Raw genomic sequence first — 21,852 nt, 5'->3', positions numbered from 1 at the left:
TAGGGGTATCGGTAGGGGGAGGATTTAGATGCAGCAACCAACGAATGAGAAATTACATCGTACGATGAAGAGTAGACATTTATTTATGATCGCACTAGGTGGTGTAATCGGGACTGGTTTTTTCTTAGGTTCAGGTTACACCATTAATCAGGCTGGACCAGGGGGAGCCATCCTTTCCTATTTAGTGGGCGGATTTATTATGTATTTAACAATGCTTTGTCTTGGAGAGCTAACGGTAGCAATGCCGGTTTCAGGTTCTTTCCAAAAGTATGCGACGAAGTTTATTGGACCAGGAACGGGCTTTATGATCGGCTGGCTATATTGGCTTGGCTGGGCAGTAACGGTAGGTTTAGAATTAACGTCAATTGGTTTAATGATGAAAAGATGGTTTCCGAATGTTGATGTTTGGGTATGGTGTCTCGTATTCGGAGTTATTTTATATGCTTCAAATGCAATATCAGCGAAGAGTTATGCTGAATTAGAGTTTTGGTTCTCTAGTATTAAAGTAGTTACAATTCTTGCATTTGTTGTTCTTGGTGGTAGTGCATTATTAGGATTTATATCATATGACGGAAAAGAAGCAGCACCTCTTTTCTCTAACTTTGTAAGCGATGGCGGATTATTCCCGAATGGACTAGCTGCCGTATTACTTACAATGATTACAGTTAACTTCTCGTTCCAAGGAACAGAGTTAATCGGGATTGCAGCGGGAGAAAGTGAAAATCCAGAAAAAACAATTCCACGTGCGATCCGTAATACAGTATGGCGCATTATGTTATTCTTCATTTTAACAATGACGATTTTAGTAGGATTGATTTCTTGGAAAGAAGCAGGGGTAATTGAAAGTCCATTCGTAGTCGTATTTGATAAAATCGGTATTCCATACGCAGCTGATATTATGAACTTCGTTATTATTACAGCGTTACTATCTGTAGCGAATTCAGGATTATATGCGGCAACTCGTATATTATGGTCACTTGCAAATGAAGGAATGGCACCAACTTCTTTCAAGAAAGTAAATAAACGTGGCATTCCAATTACAGCACTAGTTGTAACGATTGCGGTAGCTGGTCTTTCTTTATTCACAAGTTTCCTTGCAGAAGATACAGTATACATGTACTTATTATCTATAGCTGGTTTATCCGCTGTTTCAAGTTGGATCATTATTGCTCTATCTCAACTTCGCTTTAGAAGTCAGTATATAAAAGGTGGAGGAAAGTTAGAGGACTTAAAGTATAGAACACCGTTATATCCAATTGTTCCTATTTTAGCTTTAATTACAAATAGTATCGTTGTTATTAGTTTAGCGTTTATTCCAGAACAAAGAATGGCGTTATACTGTGGTATTCCATTTATCATTTTCTGCTATATATATTATTATATGAGTAAGAAACGAAAGAAGCCGATGAAAGTGGAGATGGAAGCGAAGTATGAAAATAAAAATTAAGCATGATGATATAGAGGCAGATTTATCGTATGGTCCATTAGCGATTGGAAAAGAAAATGGGTATTCTCCGTTACAATTACTCGTTTCTTCTATCGCAGGATGTAGTGCAATTGTCTTTCAAACAATTTTAGAAAAGAAACGTATTATATACGATACGTTTACAATCGAAACGGAAATTGGTAGAAGTGAAGCTTTATCAAAACCAGTTGAAAGTGTTCATTTGCACTATAAAATTAAAGCGCAAAACATTACAGAAGAGCAGTTGGACAAAGCACTGCAACTTGCAGTGAAAAATTGCACGATTGTTCAATCTGTAAAAGATAGTATAAAGGTTACGGAAACAATTGAACTAATAAAGTGAAACATAAAAACGTGAGAATACGGCTCTCACGTTTTTATGTTTTTAATAAAGGGGGAAATATGATGGAATGTTTAGGGTGTAAATTAGCAAGCGGAGAGGAAAAAATATATAAAGTATATGAAGATGAGTATGTAACATGCTTTTTAGATCATGAACCTTTCTATCCAGGACATACTTTAATTGTGCCAAAGCAGCATGTTGTAGAAGTGGACGAATTAGATGATGTTATAGCGAAAGCAATTATGGATGCTTCTAAGCTGATTGCAAAAGCGATTAAATCATTATATAAACCAGACGGAATTACGATTTGTCAAAATGGTGGAGTATTTAACGAGCTAACACACTACCATATGCATGTCGTACCAAGATATAAAGGGCGCTCATTTGCTGAGTTTTATACGGTACAATCGGGAGAAAAGAAGAATTATAATTTTGAAGAGACACAGAATTTGTTAAAAGAAGCGATAGAGCAAATACTGCTTACTAAAAAGGCGTAAGAGGAATGTTCTTAAGGGAACAGTCAGGAAAATTCTAATAAACAAAAGCCCAATTTCTCAGTTAAAATAGAGAAATTGGGCTTTTGTTTATTCTGTTATTAAATTTTATATATAAAAAGATTATGCAGTGTCACAAAGTATATCGACCATTCGTTATATAGAGTGAGAGGAGGAATTATATGAAAGTCACAAACAACGATTATGAAAAGATGGAAGGGCTATATGAGTTGTACGAACAAAAAATTTATTATGTAGCGTATTCTATTTTAAATAATATTCAGCAGGCTGAAGATGCGGTTCAAGAGACGTTTATTACACTTTATAAGAACTTGGAAAAGCTCCATAGCTTGAGCACTGAGGAGCTTAAACGTTACATTTTGAGGGTCGTGAAAAACAAGGCGATTGATAGTTACCGGAAAAATAAACGACATGAAACATTTTTAGAAGAATATGAAAGAGAATCAATAGAAGCGGTAGATGAAAATATTGAAGAGTGGGAAAAACGTAAAATGTCTGAGGTTCAAATTGATACATTGCTAACAGAATTAAGTGAATCTAACAGACAGGTGTTTAAGTATAAAGTCTTCTATAACTTAACGTATCAAGAGATTTCAAGTGTTATGGGAATAACCGAGGTTAATGTCCGCAAGCAGTTTGAACGCGCTCGAAAACGAATCCAAAATATGATAGGAGGTATACAACATGACGAATTCAAAGAACTCCAAAGAAATATATGAACTTGCTGAAAAAATTGCTTTAGATGATTTTGATAAACTCGAAGAAAGACATGAATTTTCACATACATATACGCGCAAAAGGAAATTGTTTATGGAGGAAATGAAGCTGAAAGATGGACAACCGCAGAAAAAGCGTAAAAGACATCGTATGTTAATCGCTGCTGCTTGCTTATTAATCGGCATGCCGACAACCGTTTTTGGAGCAGTGAAAGTCTATAATATGATTGTTCAAAAACAAAATTATGAAGTAAATGTTTCGGTAACAAACAAGGATTCGAAAAAGGCTGGTAAGTGGTATAAATTGAAAATCGATAAATTACCAGAAAATATGGAGGCAATTGATGACTCTGCTATGAAATATTCGTTTAAAGATAACTACGCAATGGGTGGATTTTCATTCGCACTTTGGAGAGTAGGGGAGAATTCAGATTTTCCAACTCTGTACTCGAAAAGTTATGAAGAAAAAGAGATAAATGGTAAGAAGGCAGTAATTGTCCATAGAGAAACTGGTAATAAAGATTTAATGTTTAATAGAGTGATTTTTCTCTATTTTGAGGAAGAGGGAATTATGTTACAAAGTTATATTGGAAACGATATAAACGAAGAGCAAATGATAGATGTGTTAGGGAGCATTTCACTTGAGCCCACGTCAAAAGAAAAGTCATCACATATAAGCGATTATGATAAAAAGTATTTTAGCCAAGAAGGTAAAACAACTAAGGTGATTCCTTTGAAAAAAGATAGCAAACGACTATTTCATATAGGGCAAAAGGTTCCAGTAACGATATCTATGGATCAGAGCCAAATTGAATATGTGATAGAAAAAGTTGAAACTTTTGATTCAATCAAAGATTTTAAGCAAGAAAACTTTAATGAAATGGGATTAGGAAGACTAAGCGAGAATCAAGCTTTGGATCAAGCGGGACAATTGATACCATATAGACGGGATGAATATAAAGTTGGAAATGGTAAAGATTCAATTGATACATTAGTAGAGTCAAAATTAATTCGTCCTAAATTTGTCTACCTGACAACAACAGTGAAAAATATAGGTAAACAGGAGACAGAAGAAATTTATATGGATCCATCCATACAAGTGCTTAAAGGTAAAGGAAATGTATGGAATTATGCTGGGAAAGATGGAATTGCAGAAAAAAATATTATGACAAGCGAAGTTGATTATTTAGAGCCTCACGGAGATGGAAAAAGCTTTTATAATATTGGCAGCATCCGCTCAGGCGAAACGGTAAAAGTTAAATTAGGTTATTTTGTAGATGAGGATAAACTAGATTCAATCTTTTTGGATGCTTTCAATTACAGAGGGATTGGTGACACTGAAAATATGAATTCGAAAAATCGTTGGTGGTTTGACATTCGTCAATAATAAAACAATAGGAACAACGGGACGAAAAAAGCTGCTTATATTTAGCAGCTTTTTTCGTCATACATATGTAAAACTTCTTTCGCGCGCATACGTAAACCATCTATCAATTCTTTCGGCTCTAAAACTCGTGCATCTTTTCCAAGTCTATAAAATAAAGGGGTAATAAAGTTAATTTCACCTTTATCAATTGTTGAATGTATATATCCTGTCCCGTCTTCGTTTACTACCACGAATTCTTCAAGGTAAGGAGCACTTTTACATTGGCGCACGCCTTCTGCTGTTAATGAGACATGTAACTGGGTAGGAATGTGTACTACGTTAGAGCTCGAGTCGAACCATTCTTCTAAATTCATGAATGTATCTTCAGTTTCTTCTGTTGATAATATAGAAAGAATACGATCAACGCGATACAGTAATACTTTTTTTCTGCTGAAGTCATAGGATGGTAAGTACCATAGCCCATCATGAGCATATACACCGATAGGATGAACATGTTTTGTTTTTATCCCCGATTTAGATTCGTATTGAAAGTGTAAATTTTTATTTTCAATAGCCGCGGTTAGCACTTCGTTTAAAAGAGGTGTATCAATTGTTCTCTTTGGATTCCAAAAAGCAATATAAGAGCGTATTTTATCAACTTTCGCTTTCGCATCATGTTGTAGAGAGCTATACAGTTTATGCGTAACGGAATTGATTTCTGTGTTAAAAGGTAAGTCTCGATAGTAACTTAAAGATTGAAAAGCAAAAAAGATGGATACCGCTTCTTCTTCAGTAAATAAAATAGGGGGAATGACTTTATTCGTTAATACTTTATATCCTCCATTACGACCTTGTTCTGCATAAATAGGTAATCCCATATCACTTAAATCTAAAATGTATCTGTGGACAGTACGAACGGAAATATTAAATTCATCAGCTATTTCCTGAGCTGTAAATGTTCTTTTCGCAGAAGCGAATATAAGAATGTCTAGTAAACGTTTTGCTTTTGACAACTATCTCACTCGTTTCTTTTTTTAACATGACATGAATTGTCATGTTTTAAGGTTAGTATAGTGTGTATAAGGTCATTTTATCAATATACGTTGCAAGGAGGAAAAGAGATGTCACGTGAAGTTGTTTTATTTATAGCCGCTAGTTTGGATGGATATATTGCGAAAGAAAATGATGATTTAAAGTGGTTAATGGAAACCGAAGGAGAGGGAGATAACGGTTATACAGAAATGTATGAAACGATTGATACAATAATTATGGGGAAAAGAACGTACGATTATGTAGTAGAACATACAGAAACATTCCCCTACTTAGATAAAGCATGTTATGTTTTTTCTCGTTCAGAAAAAGGCTCAGACGGAAACGTTGAGTTTATAAATGAAGATGTAGCGGAGTTTACTAAAAGGTTAAAAGCACAAGAAGGATCTAAAATATGGATGGTCGGTGGAGGGAGTTTACTGAAAGAGTTCTTTAAGAATAATCTAATTGATGAATATATCGTTACGATTACACCGCATATATTAGGTTCTGGAGTTCCGTTATTTCAAGACAAGAATCCAGAAATTAATTTAACTCTAACGGATACGAAACGTTTTGGGCAATTTGTAAATTTATATTATAAAGTAAAATGATAAAGAAACACGACTACCATCAGTAGTCGTGTTTTTGTATAGATGGCAATGAAATGATAAAGCAAGACCCATGATCGACTTCGCTTGTTACAGTAATATTCCCGCCGTGTAGTTCTACAATTTCTTTCACGATAGATAGTCCTAAACCAGTTCCACCTGTAGCTCGTGATCTTGCTTTATCAACTCGATAAAAACGTTCGAAAATGTGAGGGAGATCTTCAGGCGGAATACCTTCGCCTTCATCTTCAATTGTAATGGAGATACTTTTATGTTCTTCCGTAACAGAAATGTTTATATGAGAATGTTCTTTTGAATGTCTATAAGCGTTATTTAAAATGTTTATTATAACTTGTTCAAATCGCTGTTCATCTAAGTTTACTACCAGTGTAGGAGGACAAGAGAAAGAAACTTTAATGTATCTTTCTTTATATATGGTATTTACTTTTTCGGCTATGCGAGTAAGGAAGGTATGTAAATGTACTTCCTTTACTTGAATAGAAAAGTTATGTTGTTCCATTTGTGCAAGTGAAAATAAATCTTGAACTAAGTTCGTAATGTAATCAGACTCATCTTTTATAATAGATAAATATCGCAAACGTTGCTCAGGAGATGTGGTTTCTTTTAAAGCGATGTCAGCATAACCTCTTACGTATGTTAACGGTGTTCGTAATTCATGAGCAACACTTGCCAGAAATTCACTTCGCTCTGTTTTCATATAATGTAAATCATTAGCGAGCGTTTGAATAGATGATGCTAGTTCACCAATTTCATCATTTCGACTAGTTGTTAATGAAACAGATAAATCGCCTTTACTCATTTTTTCAGTGGCATGTTTCATGTGTAACAATGGTTTTGTTAACAACCGTGATAAGAGAAAGATGGTGATGGCTGTTAATAGAAACGTAATGACTCCGGCAATAATGAATTGTCTTGTTAGCCCGTTAACCAGTTCCTCGATTGATTCTGTTCCGAGAAACATATATACGTAGCCTTCTGTTTTGCCTGCCACTATAATAGGACTAACTGTACATATATAATTAGATGTTTTCCAATGATTTTCTATAATTGCTCCGTCATGATCTGTCCGTGTTTGCATCTTTTCAATATGCTTTTTTATAGTAGTATTTATTTCATTAGATTTAGCTAGCACATCCTTATTGGCATTTGTAATAACGACAGTGGTTTCGGCTTCAGATTCCATTAGTGCAACATGGGAGATTGTTTGCTTATCAAAATACTTTTCAAGGACATCTCGGTGACTATTTCCACGCTTTAATAAAGCTGTCATTTCTTCATTTACTCTATTGTTGACAAGGCTATAATAAAGCAAGACAAATAGAACACTTTCGATTAAAAGTGTAACAATTAAAAAATAAAATCCGAGTTGAATAGAGATTCGCTTCATCGTTTTGCTCCTTAATCTACAGTATCAATCCATCGATAGCCGACTCCGTAAACAGTTTTTAAATGGTGATCAATAGGGAAATTTACTTTTCGTAATTTATCACGCAAATTACGAATATGTGAATCGACTGTTCTATCTTCTGTATTTGTATTTAATCCCCAAATTCGTTCAATGAGCTGATCGCGGCTTAACACGTAGTTCACATGATGTAAAAATAATCCGAGTAAAGAGAATTCGATTGGAGTGAGAAGAAGTTCTTCATTATAGACAGAAACGAAATGCTTTGCCTCATCCCATAAAATGCCGTGATATTGGATTTGAGCGTGTTGATTCGTTCGCCTTAAAACAGCTTCAATTCTTGCGAAAAGCTCTTCTTCATGGAAAGGTTTCGTTACATAATCATCCGCTCCAAGTTTTAACCCTTGGATGACATCTACCGTTTGATCACGAGCCGTTACCATAATGATGGGAACGTTACTAAAGGATCGAATTCTTTTGCACGTTTCCCACCCATCCATCTTTGGCATCATAATATCGAGTAAAACAAATTTGAAGTTTCGATTTTCTATATGTGAAATAGCTTCTTCCCCGGATACTGCACATACGCAGTTGTATCCGATTGGAGTAAGATAAAGCGTTAATAATTCAAGCATTCTCGGCTCATCATCTACGAGTAGTATATCGACCATAGAGTACCTCCGCATTTGTAGTTATTACCTAAATTGTAAGTCAAAATCATGAAGAAATGGTGCAGATTATCATGCATCTGCATAATTTCTTCAGAATTGCTTGTTATTGTAAAGTTGAAATTTCATTTTAGGTAATCATATTGGCTCGAAAACGATTCATACGGAGGCGGTATAGTGAAAAAGATGACCCGAATTTTAGGGATAACAATAATTGCGGCGGCTGGTCTTGCGGCGTGTGGGCAAACGAACACAGATCATAAAAATCATGAATCTAAAGAAGAGAAGAAAACAGAGCAAAAGGAAATGAAAATGAAAATGAAGCAGGAGGTAAGTGCGCCGAAAGAAATGAATAAAGGGGCATCGAATGATGTATTAACGACGAGTTTAAAAAATGTAACGAGATTAAATACAAATGACCCTATGCAAATGGCAGTATTAACTTCGCAAACGATATGGCCAGCAACGCATAAAGAGAATCAGCCAGGCGCTGTTATTTTAGTACCAGTAAACGAGTGGCAATTAGGTATTGCAAGTGCGGATCTTATTCACCATCCGAATAACGGGCCAATTTTATTTATAGAAAAAGAAAAGGTACCCGAAATGACGTTAAAAGAAATAAAACGATTAAATCCGCTCGGAACGAAAGATGGAACACAAATTATGTTGATGGGGGATGTAGGTCCATCTATCCTTGAGCAATTAAAAGATTATAAAGTAAAGCAAATAAAAGAAACGGATCCAGCTAAATTTGCTAAAGAGGTGGATAAAGAATATGCCGATATAACAGGTAGCTATCCAAATAGTGTTATTATCGGTTCGTCTGAAGAAGAAGGGCGTTTATATACAACACCAGCTGTAAATTGGATTTCTCATATGCCAGAACCGCTTTTATATACAGAAAAAGATAAAGTGCCAGAAGCGACGATAGAGGCATTAAAGATGAGAAAAGATAAAGCGAATATATATGTATTAGGACCAGAAAAAATCATTTCAAAAGCAGTAGAAAAAGAGTTAAGTAAATACGGAAAAATAACGCGTATTAGTGGAGAGACTCCAACAGAAAATTCGGTTGCATTTGCGAAGTTTAAAGATGAAAAAACGAAATTTGGATGGGGGTTTACAAAACCAGATCACGGTTTATCATTTGTTTCAAGCAAAACACCAGACTTAGCAGTTGCAGGGGCACCATTTTCACATATGGGTAAACACGCACCTGTTGTATTGTTAGAAGAAGGGAAAGCTTCACAGCCAGTGTATGAATTCCTTGCTAGTATTCAGCCGAAGTTTAAAGATGACCCAACACTTGGACCGTATAACCACGGCTTCTTATTAGGAAGTACGAGTGATATTTCATTTGAAACACAAGGTATACTGGATGAAAGGTTAGAGATTGTTCAGGAAAGTGGTCAAGGGCACGGTGGACATTAATGAAATGAGAAAAGACGCTATGAAGGTAGCGTCTTTTTTTAGGAAACTTTTACATAGCGCAAAATCCTCTACTCGTTATATAATAGCCTTCGTGCAGTCGGCCTAGGTTTTCTTATGGAGAAAATCAAATGATAAAAGAGTAGAGGAGTGGTATTTTGTTTCAAACGATAAAAAATGACTGGTTCTCCAATGTGAAAGGGGATGTGCTGTCAGGAATTGTTGTTGCTTTAGCGTTAATTCCTGAAGCGATTGCTTTCTCAGTTATTGCAGGCGTGGATCCGACCGTTGGGTTATACGCAGCCTTTTGTATTGCAGTTACCATTTCATTTGTTGGCGGACGAACTGGGATGATTTCAGCTGCAACAGGTGCAATGGCATTATTAATGGTCACGCTCGTGAAAGATCACGGTTTGCAATACTTATTTGCTACAACAATATTAACCGGTATTGTCCAAATTATTTTTGGCGTGTTCAAACTGAGCTCATTTATGAAGTTTGTACCTAAATCTGTTATGAGTGGTTTTTTAAATTCACTTGGAATTTTAGTTTTTACAGCGCAATTACCACATTTTAAACATGCAACTTGGCAAATGTATGCACTTGTCGCATTAGGACTTGTAATTATATATGTATTTCCACGTATTACGACGGCTGTACCGTCTACACTTATTTCTATTATTATTGTGACAAGTATTGCACTTATGAGCGGATTGCAGTTAAAAACAGTAGGAGATATGGGAAGCTTGCCGAAAGAATTACCGTTCTTTAGCATTCCTGACGTACCTTTTACACTTGAGACGTTAGGGATTATTTTACCGTACGCAGTTATGCTTGCAATTATCGGTTTACTAGAGTCATTATTAACAGCTTCAGTTTTAGATGATATGACGCATACGGAAAGTAATAAACATAAAGAAGCACGTGGGCAAGGTATTGCAAATATTGTGGCTGGTTTCTTCGGAGGAATGGCAGGGTGTGCAATGATTGGACAATCTGTTATTAATATTAAATCAGGTGGACGAGGTCGTTTATCCACATTTGTAGCGGGCGGATTTTTAATCGTATTACTATTTGTTTTAGGTGACTATGTCGTTCATATTCCAATGGCAGCTTTAGTTGCAGTAATGATTATGGTTTCAATCGGAACATTTGATTGGAACTCTGTAACAACGATTCATAAAGTACCAAAAGGAAATGCGTTTGTTATGATCGTAACAGTTGTGATTGTCTTAATTACACATAATTTAGCATTAGGTGTAATTATTGGAACAGTAATTAGTGCGGTTTTATTTGCATTCAATATGGCAAAGATTCACGTGAAACATTTATATATTGAAAATAAGAAAATATACGAAATTCATGGTCAACTTTTCTTTGCATCTACAGCAGACTTTATAAATAATTTTTCATTCAATGAAGATGTGGAAGAAATTGAGTTGAACTTTACTTATGCGCATATATGGGATGATTCAGCAGTAGCTGCAATTGATAAAGTTATCATGAAGTATGAACAAAGTGGCGTGAAAGTAAGTATAACGGGATTAAATGAACGAAGCTCGAAGATTATTTCAAATTTAGCTACTTATAATAAAAGAATTGCTAGTTAGAAGCCTCCTTTTTAGGGGGCTTTATTATATAATACGGGTAGGATAACGAAAAGGGGATTCAGCATATGTACAAACAAATTATATTAGCATGTGACGGTTCTGAACATGCACTTCGAGCAGCGGAACATGCAACATATATTGCGAAATGTAGCGAAGAAACAAATGTTGAAGTTGTGTACGTAGTAGATAATAGAACGGCAAAATCAGATATTATACAAGGTCAAACAGATCTAGAAACAATATCGGCTAGTCGAAAAGATAAATTAAAAGAGATTGAAGGTTTATTAAAGAAAGAGAACATTTCTTATAAAATTACGATATTACATGGCGATCCAGGAGATACGATTGTTCAATATGTAAATACAGGAGACATAGATCTTGTTATCGCTGGAAGTAGAGGATTAAATACACTGCAAGAGATGGTGCTTGGTAGTGTAAGTCATAAAATAGCAAAACGAGTGAAATGCCCGGTGATGATTATTAAATAAATTGAGTGAGATACTCTGTAGTGTAAGCAGGACTTTGATATAATTCAAGGTCCTTTTTGGCGTATAAAAGGGGAAGGTATGGACATACTAGATACATAAGTTTTAGAAAATGTTAACTTACAAATTTGTAAGTTTGTTGTCAGAAAAATCGATGTTATGAAATTTTTCCCATTGGTAAAATAAGAGTATCAAAGGGGAGATAGGGAGGATGGAAGTAATGAAATCATTGCAAAATTTATCATATAGTCAAGGGGTAAGCTTAATTTGTTTAGGCGGATTTGCTGCATCTGTTACGTTAGCTATTTTAATAAAGATGGTTCATCAAATCTTTTAATTTTAGAGTAGGGAAGGAATTGGTTGTTATTAATAGCAAGAGAAGTATTATAAATAGAAAATAGCTCCTAGCATGTATCTTAGTGCTAGGAGCTATTTTCTTATTTCTCTGTTTCTGCTTTATCGCTTGTTACGCTAACTTTACCCCACTTGTATTGATCTTCTGGTGTATATTTATAATCTTTTACGCGATTATTTACACCTTTTAAGTCAAATTTATAATGAAGTGGAATTAATGGTACTTCGTCATGAACTAATTTTTGCCATTTATCGTAGACATCTTTACGGTACTTTTCATCAGCAGCTTCTGGAGAAATACCTTGTTTTAATAATTCTGTGTTTTTGTCAGTAGCCCAACGTGGGTAATTGAACGCTGCATCTTTAGCCCAAATACCAGAAGGATCTGGGTCAGATCCAGTTCCCCAAGCTGCCGCGAAAAGATCAACTTTTGGATCATCTTTTTTAATCATATCGTAGAATGAGTTAAATTCATGTAAGCGACCATCAAGAAGCTCTACTTTTAGGCCGATGTCTTTCCAAGATTGAATAAAGAATTTTGCAAGTGGTTCACTTACATCGCTACCACTCATTGATAAGAAATTAGCTTTAAATTCTTTACCATTCGGATCTTCACGGAATCCATCTCCGTTCGTATCTTTATAGCCAGCTTCATCTAATAATTTTTTAGCTTTCTCTATATCTTTATCATAGGCACCAGCTTTATTGTTATGATATTTTGGTAGAGATGGTGGAATTGGTGAGTTAGCCGGATAACGTAGGCCGTGATATAATTTTTCACCAATTTCTTTTCGATCGATAGCATACGCCATTGCTTGACGTACACGAACATCTTTAAATTTCTCCTTATCCATCACTACTTCTTCTTTTTCTTTATCCATATGGCCTAATTTAAAACCGATATAGCTATAGTATAAATCAGTTTTACCGACTAATTGTGCATTTTTTAATTTACTTACATTTGGATACTGATCTGCACTTACTTCAGCAATGTCAATATCACCATTTTTTAAGGACGCGTTAACAACGGAAGGGTTAACAACTTTTAAAACCATACTTTTTAGTTTTGGTTTTCCACCATAATAATCATCAAAACGTTCAAATTCAACGGCTTCACCTGGCGTAATTTTCTTCACTTTAAAAGGCCCGAAACCAATTGGGTTTTTACGAATTTTATCAGATTCTGCTAATTTATCGATTGGTACATCTCCTAAGTATTTCTTATGAAGAGGATATGTCCAAAGTCCAGTTTTCACTGAAGGATTCGGTTCTTTAAATGTAATCGAAATTGTTTTTGGATCCGTTACCTTTATACCCGAAATTTTTTCGGCTTTTCCATTATGGTAATCTTCCATACCTTCAATCATTTGCATTTGAGTGTCATAGCGAGAACCAGCATATTGTTTGCTACCAATTACTAGATAAGAGTATTCTAAATCCTCAGCGGTAACAGGGTTTCCATCATGCCATTTTACATTATCTTTGATTTTTAATGTAATTGTCTTTTTATCTTTAGAAATTTCATATGTAGCAGCGCCATCATTCGTGTATTCCCAGTTTTCGTCATTTGATAATAAAGATTCATCGAAAATTGTAATGACTTGGTTATCAGGATCTCCTTCATATACAGCGAAGTTCAAAAGTCCTTCAAATGGTGTGTTAGAAACAAGACCATATGTTAATGAACCATCTTTAATTTCCTTTTTATCATTTTTAACAGATGCACTAAATTTATTTGTATCTACTTTTTTTGTGCTGCTCGTTTTTTCACTACCACCACTGCCCCCACATGCTGAAAGTAGTAATGTTGAAACGGCAAGTGTACTTAATACTTTGAAAAATTTTGGCTTATTTGTCATTTCTTCCACCCCTTATCCTTTTCTTTGTCTTGCGTCGGCCGAGCGGCGTAGCGCTTGACCAATAAAATTTATACACAGCATCAATGTTAAAATCATGACTGATGCGGGTAACCAAATCCACCATTTTTCTTGTAATACATCTGGATTTCTAGCATAACTAACAAGTGTACCAAGGCTTGGTGTACTTTCTGGTAGACCAAATCCTAAGAAAGTTAGACCAGATTCAATACCGATGTTTCCAGCAAGATTTAATGTAACGCTAACAATGATAATTGAACTTAAGTTAGGTAGTACTTGGAAAAGAATGATTTTCCAGTTTGGTGTTCCTAAAGTTTTAGATGCAGAGACATAATCTAGTTCTTTTTCAGTTAATACTTTTGAGCGAATTAATCTGGCCTTTCCTGTCCATAAGAACACGCTCATAATTAAAATGAAAGTAAAAATATTGAATGTAGGGACAAGTGTAATAAATACAATTACAAGCATTAAAAATGGTAAAACCATAACAAAGTCGATAATGCGCATAATGATATTATCAATAGCTCCTCCAAAATACCCGGCAATTAATCCAATTGAAAGACCAATTAAACAAGAAAGAATAGTAATTGCTAATCCAATTGTAAAAGAGTTCCGTGTACCAATAATAAGTTGGCCGAAAATATCGCGTCCTCCATAATCTGTTCCTAACCAATGTTCAGCAGAGGGGGGAGCATAAATAGCGAATAAATCAACTCGTACAATATCTTCTTGTTTCATAATAAAAGATGTTGCGTAGACTGCTAGTAATAAGATTGCTAGGAAAATAAGTGAAAACATTGCTAATTTATCTTTACGAAGTTCTCGCCACATAATAGAGAAACCAGAAGGGCTTTTTTCGTAATGAATAACTTCAGTTTGTTTTTCAGGGTTTGCTAACATAACGTCATCTCCTTTCTTTAATCAATACGAATACGTGGATCGACGATGCTTAGAATAATATCTGAAAGGAGAGTTCCAAGTAACGTTGCAAATCCAGTAAACATAACGAGTGCAGTTATTACACTAAAATCACGTTGAGAGATAGATTGTATAAATAGTTGTCCAATTCCTGGATAGCTAAAAATACTTTCTAAAAAGATGGCACCGCCAACTAATCCTGTAATTTCATAGCCTAAGAAGGCTGCAATTGGTAAGAATGAATTTCGTAAAATATGTCTAGAATAGATTTTTGATTCTGGAACACCTTTTGCTCTTACTGTACGAACAAAATCTTTATGTTTCGTATCAATAATTTCGCTTCGTAAATATTGAACAGTACCAACTGTTGCGATTAATGCCCCGGATAAAGCTGGTAGTAGCATGTGATTCAATTTGCTTAAATAGTAAGCAAATGTACCTGTTGCAACTTGAGGATCTACGCTACCGCCGGTTGGGAATATTGCAAACTTAAATCCGAATAGGAAGAGCATAACTAGTGCAAATATAAATAGTGGTGTAGCAAAACCTAGATAGTTGTAAAGGGTAATGAGTCGATCAGCCCATGTATCATTCCAACGCCCACTTATAACTCCCAGTGGTATGGCAATTAAATAAGTAAGAATAAGAATGACAAGTGCTAAAGATACTGTATTTCCAAGTCGTTCTCCAATTAAATCGGTTACTTTCATTTTATGTGCATAGGAAATACCAAAGTCACCTTGGGCTGCATTTTTAATCCAGCGAACATATTGTGTTGGAACTGGGTCATTTAATCCAAGCTTTTCACGTTGTTCTTCAATCACTTTTGGATCCGCTTTTGGATTCATTGCTTTGCCAGTTAAGGCATCGCCTGGCATTGCCTTAGCTAGTAGAAAGACAAGTACACTTAACACGAATAATTGCGGGATCATCACTAAAAATCTCCGTAATATAAACTTCCACATGTTTTATCACTCCCTTATGGTAATGCCACCCGGTGCGTTGGCGAGATTGCTTTTAAGTCATAAGCACGACCGTTTTCATTGAAATAATTTTCGTATGATTTCTCGTATTCAGAGCTTACTTGTTGACGGAGCTTACGCTGTCTCTCTCTGTTTTCAGGACGAATATCAGGAATTGCTGATATTAGGCGCTTCGTATAAATATGTTGCGGATTACTATAAATTTCTGTACTAGTTGCTTCTTCGACGATGCGTCCGCGATACATAACACCGATACGGTCACACATATGACGAATTACACCTAAATCATGACTAATGAATAAGTATGTTAGTCCGAGCTCAGCTTGTAAATCTTGCAAGAAGTTTAATACTTGTGCTTGTACAGAGACATCAAGCGCAGATACTGGCTCATCAGCAATAATAAGCTTAGGTTTTAATGTAAGAGCGCGTGCAATACCAATCCGCTGCCTTTGCCCGCCGGAAAATTCATGTGGATATTTATAAATTGACTCTGGATTTAGACCAACTTTATCAAGATATTCTTGAACCGCTCTACGTTCTTCATCAGGTGAGAGCTTCTCAAAATTTCGAAGAGGCTCAGCAATAATGTCGAGAACACGTTTCTTCGGATTTAATGATGAATAAGGATCTTGGAAAATCATTTGAATATCTTTTCGTTGTTCACGTAGTTCAGAGCGACTTAATTTTGTTAAATCTCTATTATTAAAATGAATGCTACCCTCTGTTGCTTTCGTTAAATGCATAATTGCTTTACCCGTTGTTGATTTGCCACTTCCTGATTCACCAACGATCCCATATGTTTCACCCGGTTGTAATTCAAAACTTACACCATCGACAGCACGCACGTAATCTAATGTGCGGCCGAAGAAGCCACCTTTAATTGGAAAATGTACTTTTAAATCTTCTACTTTAAGCAGTGCCATGAGTTACGTCATCTCCTTTCTTATCTTGGAAGTTGAAATGCTTGTAGCAAGTACAACGTACCCAATGGTCTGGTTTTACTTCATGTAAAATTGGATTTTCCTCGTGTTGATCAGGTCTAATCCATGGAATTCGAGCTTGGAAGCGACAACCTGTGCGAGGAAGCTTCGCTAACGAAGGAACCACCCCTTGAATTACATGCAATTTTTCTTTTTCACCATACGCAGATGGAATGGAGTTTAATAGAGAACGAGTATATGGGTGAAGAGGATTGTTAAAAATCTCTTCAACTTTTCCTGTCTCTACAACTTGTCCAGCGTACATAACGACGATACGATCGGCTGTTTCTGCGACAACACTTAAATCATGAGTAATTAAAATGATGCCCATTTTCGTTTGTTCTTGAATAGATTTTAGTAAGTCTAAAATTTGTGCTTGGATGGTTACGTCAAGAGCCGTTGTTGGCTCATCCGCAATAATGAGTGCTGGGTTACAAGCAATTGCAATTGCGATAACAATTCTTTGTCTCATTCCGCCAGATAATTCGTGTGGGTATTGTTTATATGTAAGTTCTGGTTTTGGAATACCAACTTGATGAAGTAGTTCTAAGGTGCGTTCTTTTTTTTCAACTTTTGAAAGGCTTGTGTGGTAGTCTAAGTTTTCTTCGATTTGTTTTCCAACTGTCATGAGAGGATCGAGTGCTGTAAGAGGTTCTTGGAAAATCATACCGATGTTTGATCCGCGTACTTTATTCATCTCTGCGGCTGACATAGTTAGTAAATCCTTATCTCTATAGTTAAGCTGCCCTTGTAATTTTGTATTTGCTTCATTATGCAATCGCATAATAGAAAGGGCAAGTGCACTTTTTCCGCAACCTGATTCACCAACTATCGCGACAATTTCATTTTCATGGACAGTTAACGAAACATCATCTACTGCTGCATGATAGTGATCTTGTATGCGAAAGGAAGTCTGTAAGTTTTCAATGCGAAGAAGTGGATTCTTCATGGCTATCCCTCCATCTTTTCAGAAAAGACTAAATATTTTGTATGTTGTTGTTATTTTAATATAAAATGACAATGTTTGACAAGTATAAGTTGAGAAAATATTCAAAAATCTTTTTATACAAAAATTGAATGCAGTTGTATTAGTAGTTGAAGTGTTTTGAAAACGCTAACATATATGTGAGAGGAAAATAAATCTTTTGTAAGAAAAAAGATTTATATGTAGAAAAAAGAGAGGTGTTCTGGAAAGAACAGTCTCTCTTTTTTTGATAAGAATAATATTAGTACTTAAGCTTGTTTTGGTTTTGCAGATCCTGTTTTTAAAGTAAGAGCAAGGAAGAACATTGCAAGTACACAAGATACAAGTAACAAGATGAATCCGCCATCCCATCCGAATGCATCGACGATAAAGCCCATAGCTGCGCTAGCAAAAGTAGCTCCACCTAGGTAACCGAAGAACCCAGTTAAACCAGCTGCAGTTCCAGCAGCTTTTTTTGGTGCTAAGTCTAGTGCGTGTAGGCCGATTAACATAACAGGTCCATAAATTAAAAATCCAATTGCGACAAGTGCAATACTATCAACCATTGGATTACCAGGAGGATTTAGCCAGTAAACAAGAACGGCGATAAATACACCAACCATAAATAAAATACCAGCAGGTGCGCGGCGCCCTTTAAACAGTTTATCACTCATCCATCCGCAAAGAAGTGTACCTGGAATACCAGCCCATTCGTATAGAGCATAAGCTGTGCGAGAGCTACTATGAGTAAAACTTTTTTCTTCTACTAAATAAGTAGGAGCCCAGTCTACAACGCCGTAACGTACGAAATAAACGAAAACGTTCGCAATAGCGATGTACCATAAAAATTTATTGTTTAGTACGTATGTAAATAAAATTTCTTTTACTGAAAGTTCGCGTTCTCGATCTTTTACTTTTTCATCTGCTGGATATTCTCCAGTATGTTCTTCAATAGAAGGTAATCCACAAGATTGAGGTGTATCTCTCATCGTAATTAATACATAAATACCAACTAAAATTGAAAGAATACCTGGGAAGTAAAAAATACTATGCCAGTCATTTGCAAAGAAATATAACCCTAATGTTACAAGAGAAGGCATAAGTGCGCCACCGACATTATGAGCGACGTTCCAAATAGACATTTTTGTACCACGTTCACTAATAGAGAACCAGTGAACCATCGTACGACCACAAGGAGGCCAGCCCATACCTTGTACCCATCCATTTAAAAACTGAAGGACAAACATAAGTATAATGCTCGTTGTAATGAAAGAAAATGAGCCGAAAATAATATTAATGATACCTGATAAAAATAGCCCAGCTGCTAAAAAATAGCGAGGATTACAACGGTCGGATACGATACCCATAAGAAATTTACTTAATCCGTAAGCGATAGATACTGCTGAAAGGATAACCCCAAGTTCCCCTTTACTAAAGCCTTGTTCAATTAAGTATGGCATTGCTAGTGAAAAGTTTTTTCGAACAAAGTAGTAACCTGCATAGCCGATGAAGATACCTAAGAATACTTGTAAACGTAATTTACGGTATTCGCTATCAACGCGATCAGCTGGTAAGCGTTCCGCGTGGGGCGCAGGTTTAAATAATTGTGTAAAAAACATAAAATGAAAATCCTCCCCTAATGAATTCGAAATGTTGTAAGTCAGAGAGAATATAAAAAGGCCATGAAATATAAAAAAGTTTCCTTTTTTATGATTCATAGCCGTATACTCCGATTCTCCGTGACTGTCAATATTAACTTCGTCGAAAATTATACAACTTTGTGACAAAAATGTAAACGTTTTTATAAATAAAAAGTGTTGACGGATTTTGTTTGTGGGATTAATATTTAAATACGTTAAATATTTTATTGCTTAAATAAGAGGTGGATAACATGCCAAATGATATGACGCATATCGATAAAATTCAAGCTCTTGCCTTTTCGATTGGAAAGAAAATGCAGACGGAGTTATTAGAACAAATGCAAGCAACAGGACTTACACCACCGCAGTTTTATATTTTAAAGATTTTGGATCATTACGGTGCTTCAAGAGCGACAAAATTAGCAAAAAAGATGTATGTAAAGCCTAGTGCAATTACAGTGATGATTGATCGCCTAATTGACCAAGAGCTTGTAGAACGCTATCACGACAAAGATGACCGTCGTGTTGTCATCATTGAGTTAACAAAAAAGGGGAAAGCTAGAGTAGAAGAGGCAATGACCGCTCGTAATGAGCATATTGCAAAATATTTCTCACATTTAGAATTACAAGAAAGAGAAGATTTGTTACGCCTCTTTGAGAAGTTAGAAACAATTATTTGCGGGACACAAGAGAAAAAAGAGAATAACTAAGAGGAATTGAGGAGATTACATGGAGCAACAAGAAAACATAAATAGAAAGTTGCTGTTAATCGGTTTAATAATCGCGATGCTATTTGCTGCATTAGATGGAACAATCGTTGGTACAGCAATGCCGCGTATCGTCGGTGAACTAGGCGGATTAAGCTTAATGACGTGGTTAACAACAGCTTATATGTTAACATCAACGACAGTTGTACCAATTGCAGGTAAATTAGCGGATTTACTTGGCCGTCGTAACGTATATATTACGGGACTAGTTATCTTTATGGTTGGTTCGGCGTTATGTGGTATGGCAAATGGTATGACAGAATTAATTATTTTCCGTGGTATTCAAGGTCTTGGTGGCGGTATTATGATGCCAATGGCTATGATTATTATCGGAGATATGTTTACGGGAAAAGAACGTGCGAAATGGCAAGGTATTTTTGGTGCGTTATACGGTCTTGCTTCTGTAATTGGACCACAAGTGGGTGGCTGGATTGTAGACGCAGTGAACTGGAGATGGGTATTCTACATTAACTTACCAGTTGGTATTTTAGCAACAATCTTTATTGCAATGGGATTAAAGTCACATAAACAAACAGGACCGATCAAAATTGATATCGCTGGAATCTTTACGATGATTCTCGGTGTTGTAAGTTTATTACTTGCATTAACGTTTGGCGGAAAAGATTATCCGTGGGATTCTTGGCAAATTATCGGTTTATTTGCATTAGCTCTAATTGGTATTGTTAGCTTTGTTATCGTTGAAACGAAAGCAGAAGAACCAATTTTACCGATGCATTTCTTTAAAAATCGCACGTTTACAATACTGAATGCGATTGGTTTCTTTATGAGTATCGGAATGTTCGGTGCGATTATGTTTGTACCATTCTTCATGCAAGGAATTGTAGGAGTAAGTGCTGCTGAATCAGGAACAATTATGACACCAATGATGATTACAATGATTGTTATGAGTATTATCGGTGGTCAACTTGTATTAAAAGTTGGTGTGAAACCACAAATTATTACAGGGATGCTTATTATGGCTGGTGGTTTCTGGTTATTAACAACGATGGATATGCACACGACTAAACTTACTGCTACTTTTTATATGAGTATTATCGGTTTAGGAATGGGTCTTGTTATGCCGACATTAACATTAGCGTTACAAGAAAGTTTCCCGAAAAAAGATCTTGGAGTCGTAACATCATCAAGTCAGTTCTTCCGTCAAATCGGTGGAACATTTGGTATTACAATTTTAGGGTCAATTATGAACAACACTTCAGGTACAACATTAACAAATAAATTAGTACCTGTATTAGATACGTTCCCGAAAGAAGCGGGACAAATGGTAACGAAATTTAAAGATATGATTCATACAGACCCGCAAGGTTTATATTCGATGCTATTTAGTCCAGAGGCATTAAAACAAATGCCAGAAGCATTCGCTAACAGCATTGTACCGATTTTGAAAAACTCTTTAGTAGACTCACTTCATACTGTATTCCTAACAGGATTAGTATTTATCGTAGTAGGTGCTATCTTTACGATTTTCTTACAGAAGATTAAACTGTCAGATCGTAAAAAAGACGCTGAAGAGCCAGCTGCAGAGGACAAAGAACAAACTGTATCGTATTCGTAATGAAAAAGCATCGCCTTATGGCGGTGCTTTTTTGAGTATAACCTTAAAAGCTTTTTCGTGAGAAATGATTGACGTATTTCTAGAAATACGTTATATTATTTTCTGTAAACGGTTACACGAAATGGAGAGGG

21 protein-coding genes are annotated in these 21,852 nt (G+C 35.8%); 12 read left to right on the top strand and 9 right to left on the bottom strand.

The features are described 5' to 3' along the window. Window positions 1–28 precede the first annotated feature (28 nt). The 5 genes from ILS93_RS24680 (at window position 29) to ILS93_RS24660 (ending at window position 4,426) form a co-directional block, all read left to right on the top strand. Window positions 29–1,447, top strand: coding sequence for an amino acid permease (locus tag ILS93_RS24680; RefSeq protein ID WP_064477087.1), 1,419 nt, complete (start codon window positions 29–31; stop codon window positions 1,445–1,447). After that, window positions 1,431–1,808 (top strand): OsmC family protein, encoded by a 378-nt coding sequence (locus ILS93_RS24675; protein ID WP_064477086.1) that lies wholly within the window; start codon window positions 1,431–1,433, stop codon window positions 1,806–1,808. The genes ILS93_RS24680 and ILS93_RS24675 overlap by 17 nt, the downstream gene beginning before the upstream one ends. An 11-nt stretch (window positions 1,809–1,819) precedes the next feature. After that, complete coding sequence (locus ILS93_RS24670) at window positions 1,820–2,305, top strand: HIT family protein (protein ID WP_098103693.1); 486 nt, start codon at window positions 1,820–1,822, stop codon at window positions 2,303–2,305. 179 nt (window positions 2,306–2,484) lie between these two features. Next, window positions 2,485–3,042 carry an RNA polymerase sigma factor gene (locus tag ILS93_RS24665; RefSeq protein WP_064477084.1) on the top strand — a complete coding sequence of 186 codons (558 nt, stop codon included), beginning with the start codon at window positions 2,485–2,487 and terminating at the stop codon, window positions 3,040–3,042. Beyond that, window positions 3,008–4,426 (top strand): anti-sigma factor, encoded by a 1,419-nt coding sequence (locus tag ILS93_RS24660; RefSeq protein WP_222661566.1) that lies wholly within the window; start codon window positions 3,008–3,010, stop codon window positions 4,424–4,426. The genes ILS93_RS24665 and ILS93_RS24660 overlap by 35 nt, the downstream gene beginning before the upstream one ends. 41 nt (window positions 4,427–4,467) lie before the next feature. Here the strand turns inward: ILS93_RS24660 and ILS93_RS24655 are convergent, their stop codons facing one another. Continuing rightward, a complete protein-coding gene (locus ILS93_RS24655; RefSeq protein WP_222661565.1) occupies window positions 4,468–5,418 on the bottom strand; it encodes a helix-turn-helix transcriptional regulator in 951 nt (316 codons plus the stop codon). 108 nt (window positions 5,419–5,526) lie between these two features. On the opposite strand from ILS93_RS24655, the gene ILS93_RS24650 reads away from it, so the two are divergent. After that, entirely contained in the window at window positions 5,527–6,048 is a 522-nt protein-coding gene (locus ILS93_RS24650; protein WP_154131419.1) for a dihydrofolate reductase family protein, read from the top strand. A gap of 19 nt (window positions 6,049–6,067) precedes the next feature. On the opposite strand, the gene ILS93_RS24645 is transcribed toward ILS93_RS24650, so the two are convergent. Further along, on the bottom strand, window positions 6,068–7,453 hold the full coding sequence (locus ILS93_RS24645; RefSeq protein WP_222661564.1) for a sensor histidine kinase: 1,386 nt from the start codon (window positions 7,451–7,453) through the stop codon (window positions 6,068–6,070). 11 nt (window positions 7,454–7,464) lie between these two features. Beyond that, the gene (locus ILS93_RS24640) at window positions 7,465–8,142 is read right to left on the bottom strand and encodes a response regulator transcription factor (RefSeq protein WP_222661563.1); all 678 of its coding nucleotides are present in this window, start codon (window positions 8,140–8,142) and stop codon (window positions 7,465–7,467) included. Between the two features lie 174 nt (window positions 8,143–8,316). On the opposite strand from ILS93_RS24640, the gene ILS93_RS24635 reads away from it, so the two are divergent. From ILS93_RS24635 to ILS93_RS24620, 4 genes are all read left to right on the top strand, one after another. Then, complete coding sequence (locus ILS93_RS24635) at window positions 8,317–9,570, top strand: cell wall-binding repeat-containing protein (RefSeq protein ID WP_222661562.1); 1,254 nt, start codon at window positions 8,317–8,319, stop codon at window positions 9,568–9,570. Window positions 9,571–9,725: 155 nt separating this feature from the next. Continuing rightward, window positions 9,726–11,177: a SulP family inorganic anion transporter gene (locus ILS93_RS24630; RefSeq protein WP_000487883.1), complete on the top strand. Its 1,452-nt coding sequence runs from the start codon at window positions 9,726–9,728 to the stop codon at window positions 11,175–11,177. Window positions 11,178–11,242: 65 nt separating this feature from the next. Then, the gene (locus ILS93_RS24625) at window positions 11,243–11,665 is read left to right on the top strand and encodes a universal stress protein (RefSeq protein ID WP_000277996.1); all 423 of its coding nucleotides are present in this window, start codon (window positions 11,243–11,245) and stop codon (window positions 11,663–11,665) included. Window positions 11,666–11,873: 208 nt separating this feature from the next. Then, window positions 11,874–11,999 (top strand): DUF4027 family protein, encoded by a 126-nt coding sequence (locus ILS93_RS24620; protein ID WP_000453509.1) that lies wholly within the window; start codon window positions 11,874–11,876, stop codon window positions 11,997–11,999. 100 nt (window positions 12,000–12,099) lie between these two features. Here the strand turns inward: ILS93_RS24620 and opp4A are convergent, their stop codons facing one another. The 6 genes from opp4A to glpT all read right to left on the bottom strand — a co-directional run bounded on the left by opp4A (window position 12,100) and on the right by glpT (window position 19,357). Then, window positions 12,100–13,875, bottom strand: a complete 1,776-nt coding sequence (opp4A, locus tag ILS93_RS24615) for an oligopeptide ABC transporter substrate-binding protein (RefSeq protein WP_098275233.1) — start codon at window positions 13,873–13,875, stop codon at window positions 12,100–12,102. 12 nt (window positions 13,876–13,887) lie between these two features. Next, window positions 13,888–14,793 carry an ABC transporter permease gene (locus tag ILS93_RS24610; RefSeq protein ID WP_000880734.1) on the bottom strand — a complete coding sequence of 302 codons (906 nt, stop codon included), beginning with the start codon at window positions 14,791–14,793 and terminating at the stop codon, window positions 13,888–13,890. A gap of 17 nt (window positions 14,794–14,810) precedes the next feature. Then, window positions 14,811–15,776 carry an oligopeptide ABC transporter permease gene (gene opp4B / locus ILS93_RS24605; protein ID WP_033657692.1) on the bottom strand — a complete coding sequence of 322 codons (966 nt, stop codon included), beginning with the start codon at window positions 15,774–15,776 and terminating at the stop codon, window positions 14,811–14,813. A gap of 14 nt (window positions 15,777–15,790) precedes the next feature. Continuing rightward, window positions 15,791–16,717 (bottom strand): ABC transporter ATP-binding protein, encoded by a 927-nt coding sequence (locus ILS93_RS24600; protein ID WP_222661561.1) that lies wholly within the window; start codon window positions 16,715–16,717, stop codon window positions 15,791–15,793. Beyond that, entirely contained in the window at window positions 16,704–17,723 is a 1,020-nt protein-coding gene (locus ILS93_RS24595; protein ID WP_000795364.1) for an ABC transporter ATP-binding protein, read from the bottom strand. Before ILS93_RS24595 ends, ILS93_RS24600 begins: the two co-directional genes overlap by 14 nt. 284 nt (window positions 17,724–18,007) lie before the next feature. After that, complete coding sequence (glpT, locus tag ILS93_RS24590) at window positions 18,008–19,357, bottom strand: glycerol-3-phosphate transporter (RefSeq protein ID WP_048562905.1); 1,350 nt, start codon at window positions 19,355–19,357, stop codon at window positions 18,008–18,010. A 272-nt stretch (window positions 19,358–19,629) separates the two neighbouring features. On the opposite strand from glpT, the gene ILS93_RS24585 reads away from it, so the two are divergent. Then, window positions 19,630–20,088, top strand: coding sequence for a MarR family winged helix-turn-helix transcriptional regulator (locus ILS93_RS24585; RefSeq protein WP_001132358.1), 459 nt, complete (start codon window positions 19,630–19,632; stop codon window positions 20,086–20,088). A 19-nt stretch (window positions 20,089–20,107) separates the two neighbouring features. After that, entirely contained in the window at window positions 20,108–21,721 is a 1,614-nt protein-coding gene (locus ILS93_RS24580; RefSeq protein ID WP_064477078.1) for an MDR family MFS transporter, read from the top strand. Window positions 21,722–21,852: the final 131 nt, after the last annotated feature.

This window comes from Bacillus sp. 16GRE42 (genome assembly GCF_019837435.1).
GTDB classification, from domain to species: Bacteria; Bacillota; Bacilli; order Bacillales; family Bacillaceae_G; genus Bacillus_A; species Bacillus_A wiedmannii.
This window is presented reverse-complemented; position numbering and strand designations above follow the sequence as displayed.

What these genes read in the sequence shown, in the direction of transcription:
- ILS93_RS24675 (WP_064477086.1), top strand. Translation starts at nt 1,431, where the DNA reads ATGAAAATAAAAATTAAGCATGATGATATAGAGGCAGATTTATCGTAT.
- ILS93_RS24625 (WP_000277996.1), top strand. Translation starts at nt 11,243, where the DNA reads ATGTACAAACAAATTATATTAGCATGTGACGGTTCTGAACATGCACTT.
- ILS93_RS24595 (WP_000795364.1), bottom strand. Translation starts at nt 17,723, where the DNA reads ATGAAGAATCCACTTCTTCGCATTGAAAACTTACAGACTTCCTTTCGC.
- ILS93_RS24585 (WP_001132358.1), top strand. Translation starts at nt 19,630, where the DNA reads ATGCCAAATGATATGACGCATATCGATAAAATTCAAGCTCTTGCCTTT.
- glpT (WP_048562905.1), bottom strand. Translation starts at nt 19,357, where the DNA reads ATGTTTTTTACACAATTATTTAAACCTGCGCCCCACGCGGAACGCTTA.
- ILS93_RS24580 (WP_064477078.1), top strand. Translation starts at nt 20,108, where the DNA reads ATGGAGCAACAAGAAAACATAAATAGAAAGTTGCTGTTAATCGGTTTA.
- ILS93_RS24610 (WP_000880734.1), bottom strand. Translation starts at nt 14,793, where the DNA reads ATGTTAGCAAACCCTGAAAAACAAACTGAAGTTATTCATTACGAAAAA.
- ILS93_RS24665 (WP_064477084.1), top strand. Translation starts at nt 2,485, where the DNA reads ATGAAAGTCACAAACAACGATTATGAAAAGATGGAAGGGCTATATGAG.
- opp4B (WP_033657692.1), bottom strand. Translation starts at nt 15,776, where the DNA reads ATGTGGAAGTTTATATTACGGAGATTTTTAGTGATGATCCCGCAATTA.
- ILS93_RS24680 (WP_064477087.1), top strand. Translation starts at nt 29, where the DNA reads ATGCAGCAACCAACGAATGAGAAATTACATCGTACGATGAAGAGTAGA.
- ILS93_RS24650 (WP_154131419.1), top strand. Translation starts at nt 5,527, where the DNA reads ATGTCACGTGAAGTTGTTTTATTTATAGCCGCTAGTTTGGATGGATAT.
- ILS93_RS24640 (WP_222661563.1), bottom strand. Translation starts at nt 8,142, where the DNA reads ATGGTCGATATACTACTCGTAGATGATGAGCCGAGAATGCTTGAATTA.
- ILS93_RS24645 (WP_222661564.1), bottom strand. Translation starts at nt 7,453, where the DNA reads ATGAAGCGAATCTCTATTCAACTCGGATTTTATTTTTTAATTGTTACA.
- ILS93_RS24660 (WP_222661566.1), top strand. Translation starts at nt 3,008, where the DNA reads ATGACGAATTCAAAGAACTCCAAAGAAATATATGAACTTGCTGAAAAA.
- opp4A (WP_098275233.1), bottom strand. Translation starts at nt 13,875, where the DNA reads ATGACAAATAAGCCAAAATTTTTCAAAGTATTAAGTACACTTGCCGTT.
- ILS93_RS24620 (WP_000453509.1), top strand. Translation starts at nt 11,874, where the DNA reads ATGGAAGTAATGAAATCATTGCAAAATTTATCATATAGTCAAGGGGTA.
- ILS93_RS24600 (WP_222661561.1), bottom strand. Translation starts at nt 16,717, where the DNA reads ATGGCACTGCTTAAAGTAGAAGATTTAAAAGTACATTTTCCAATTAAA.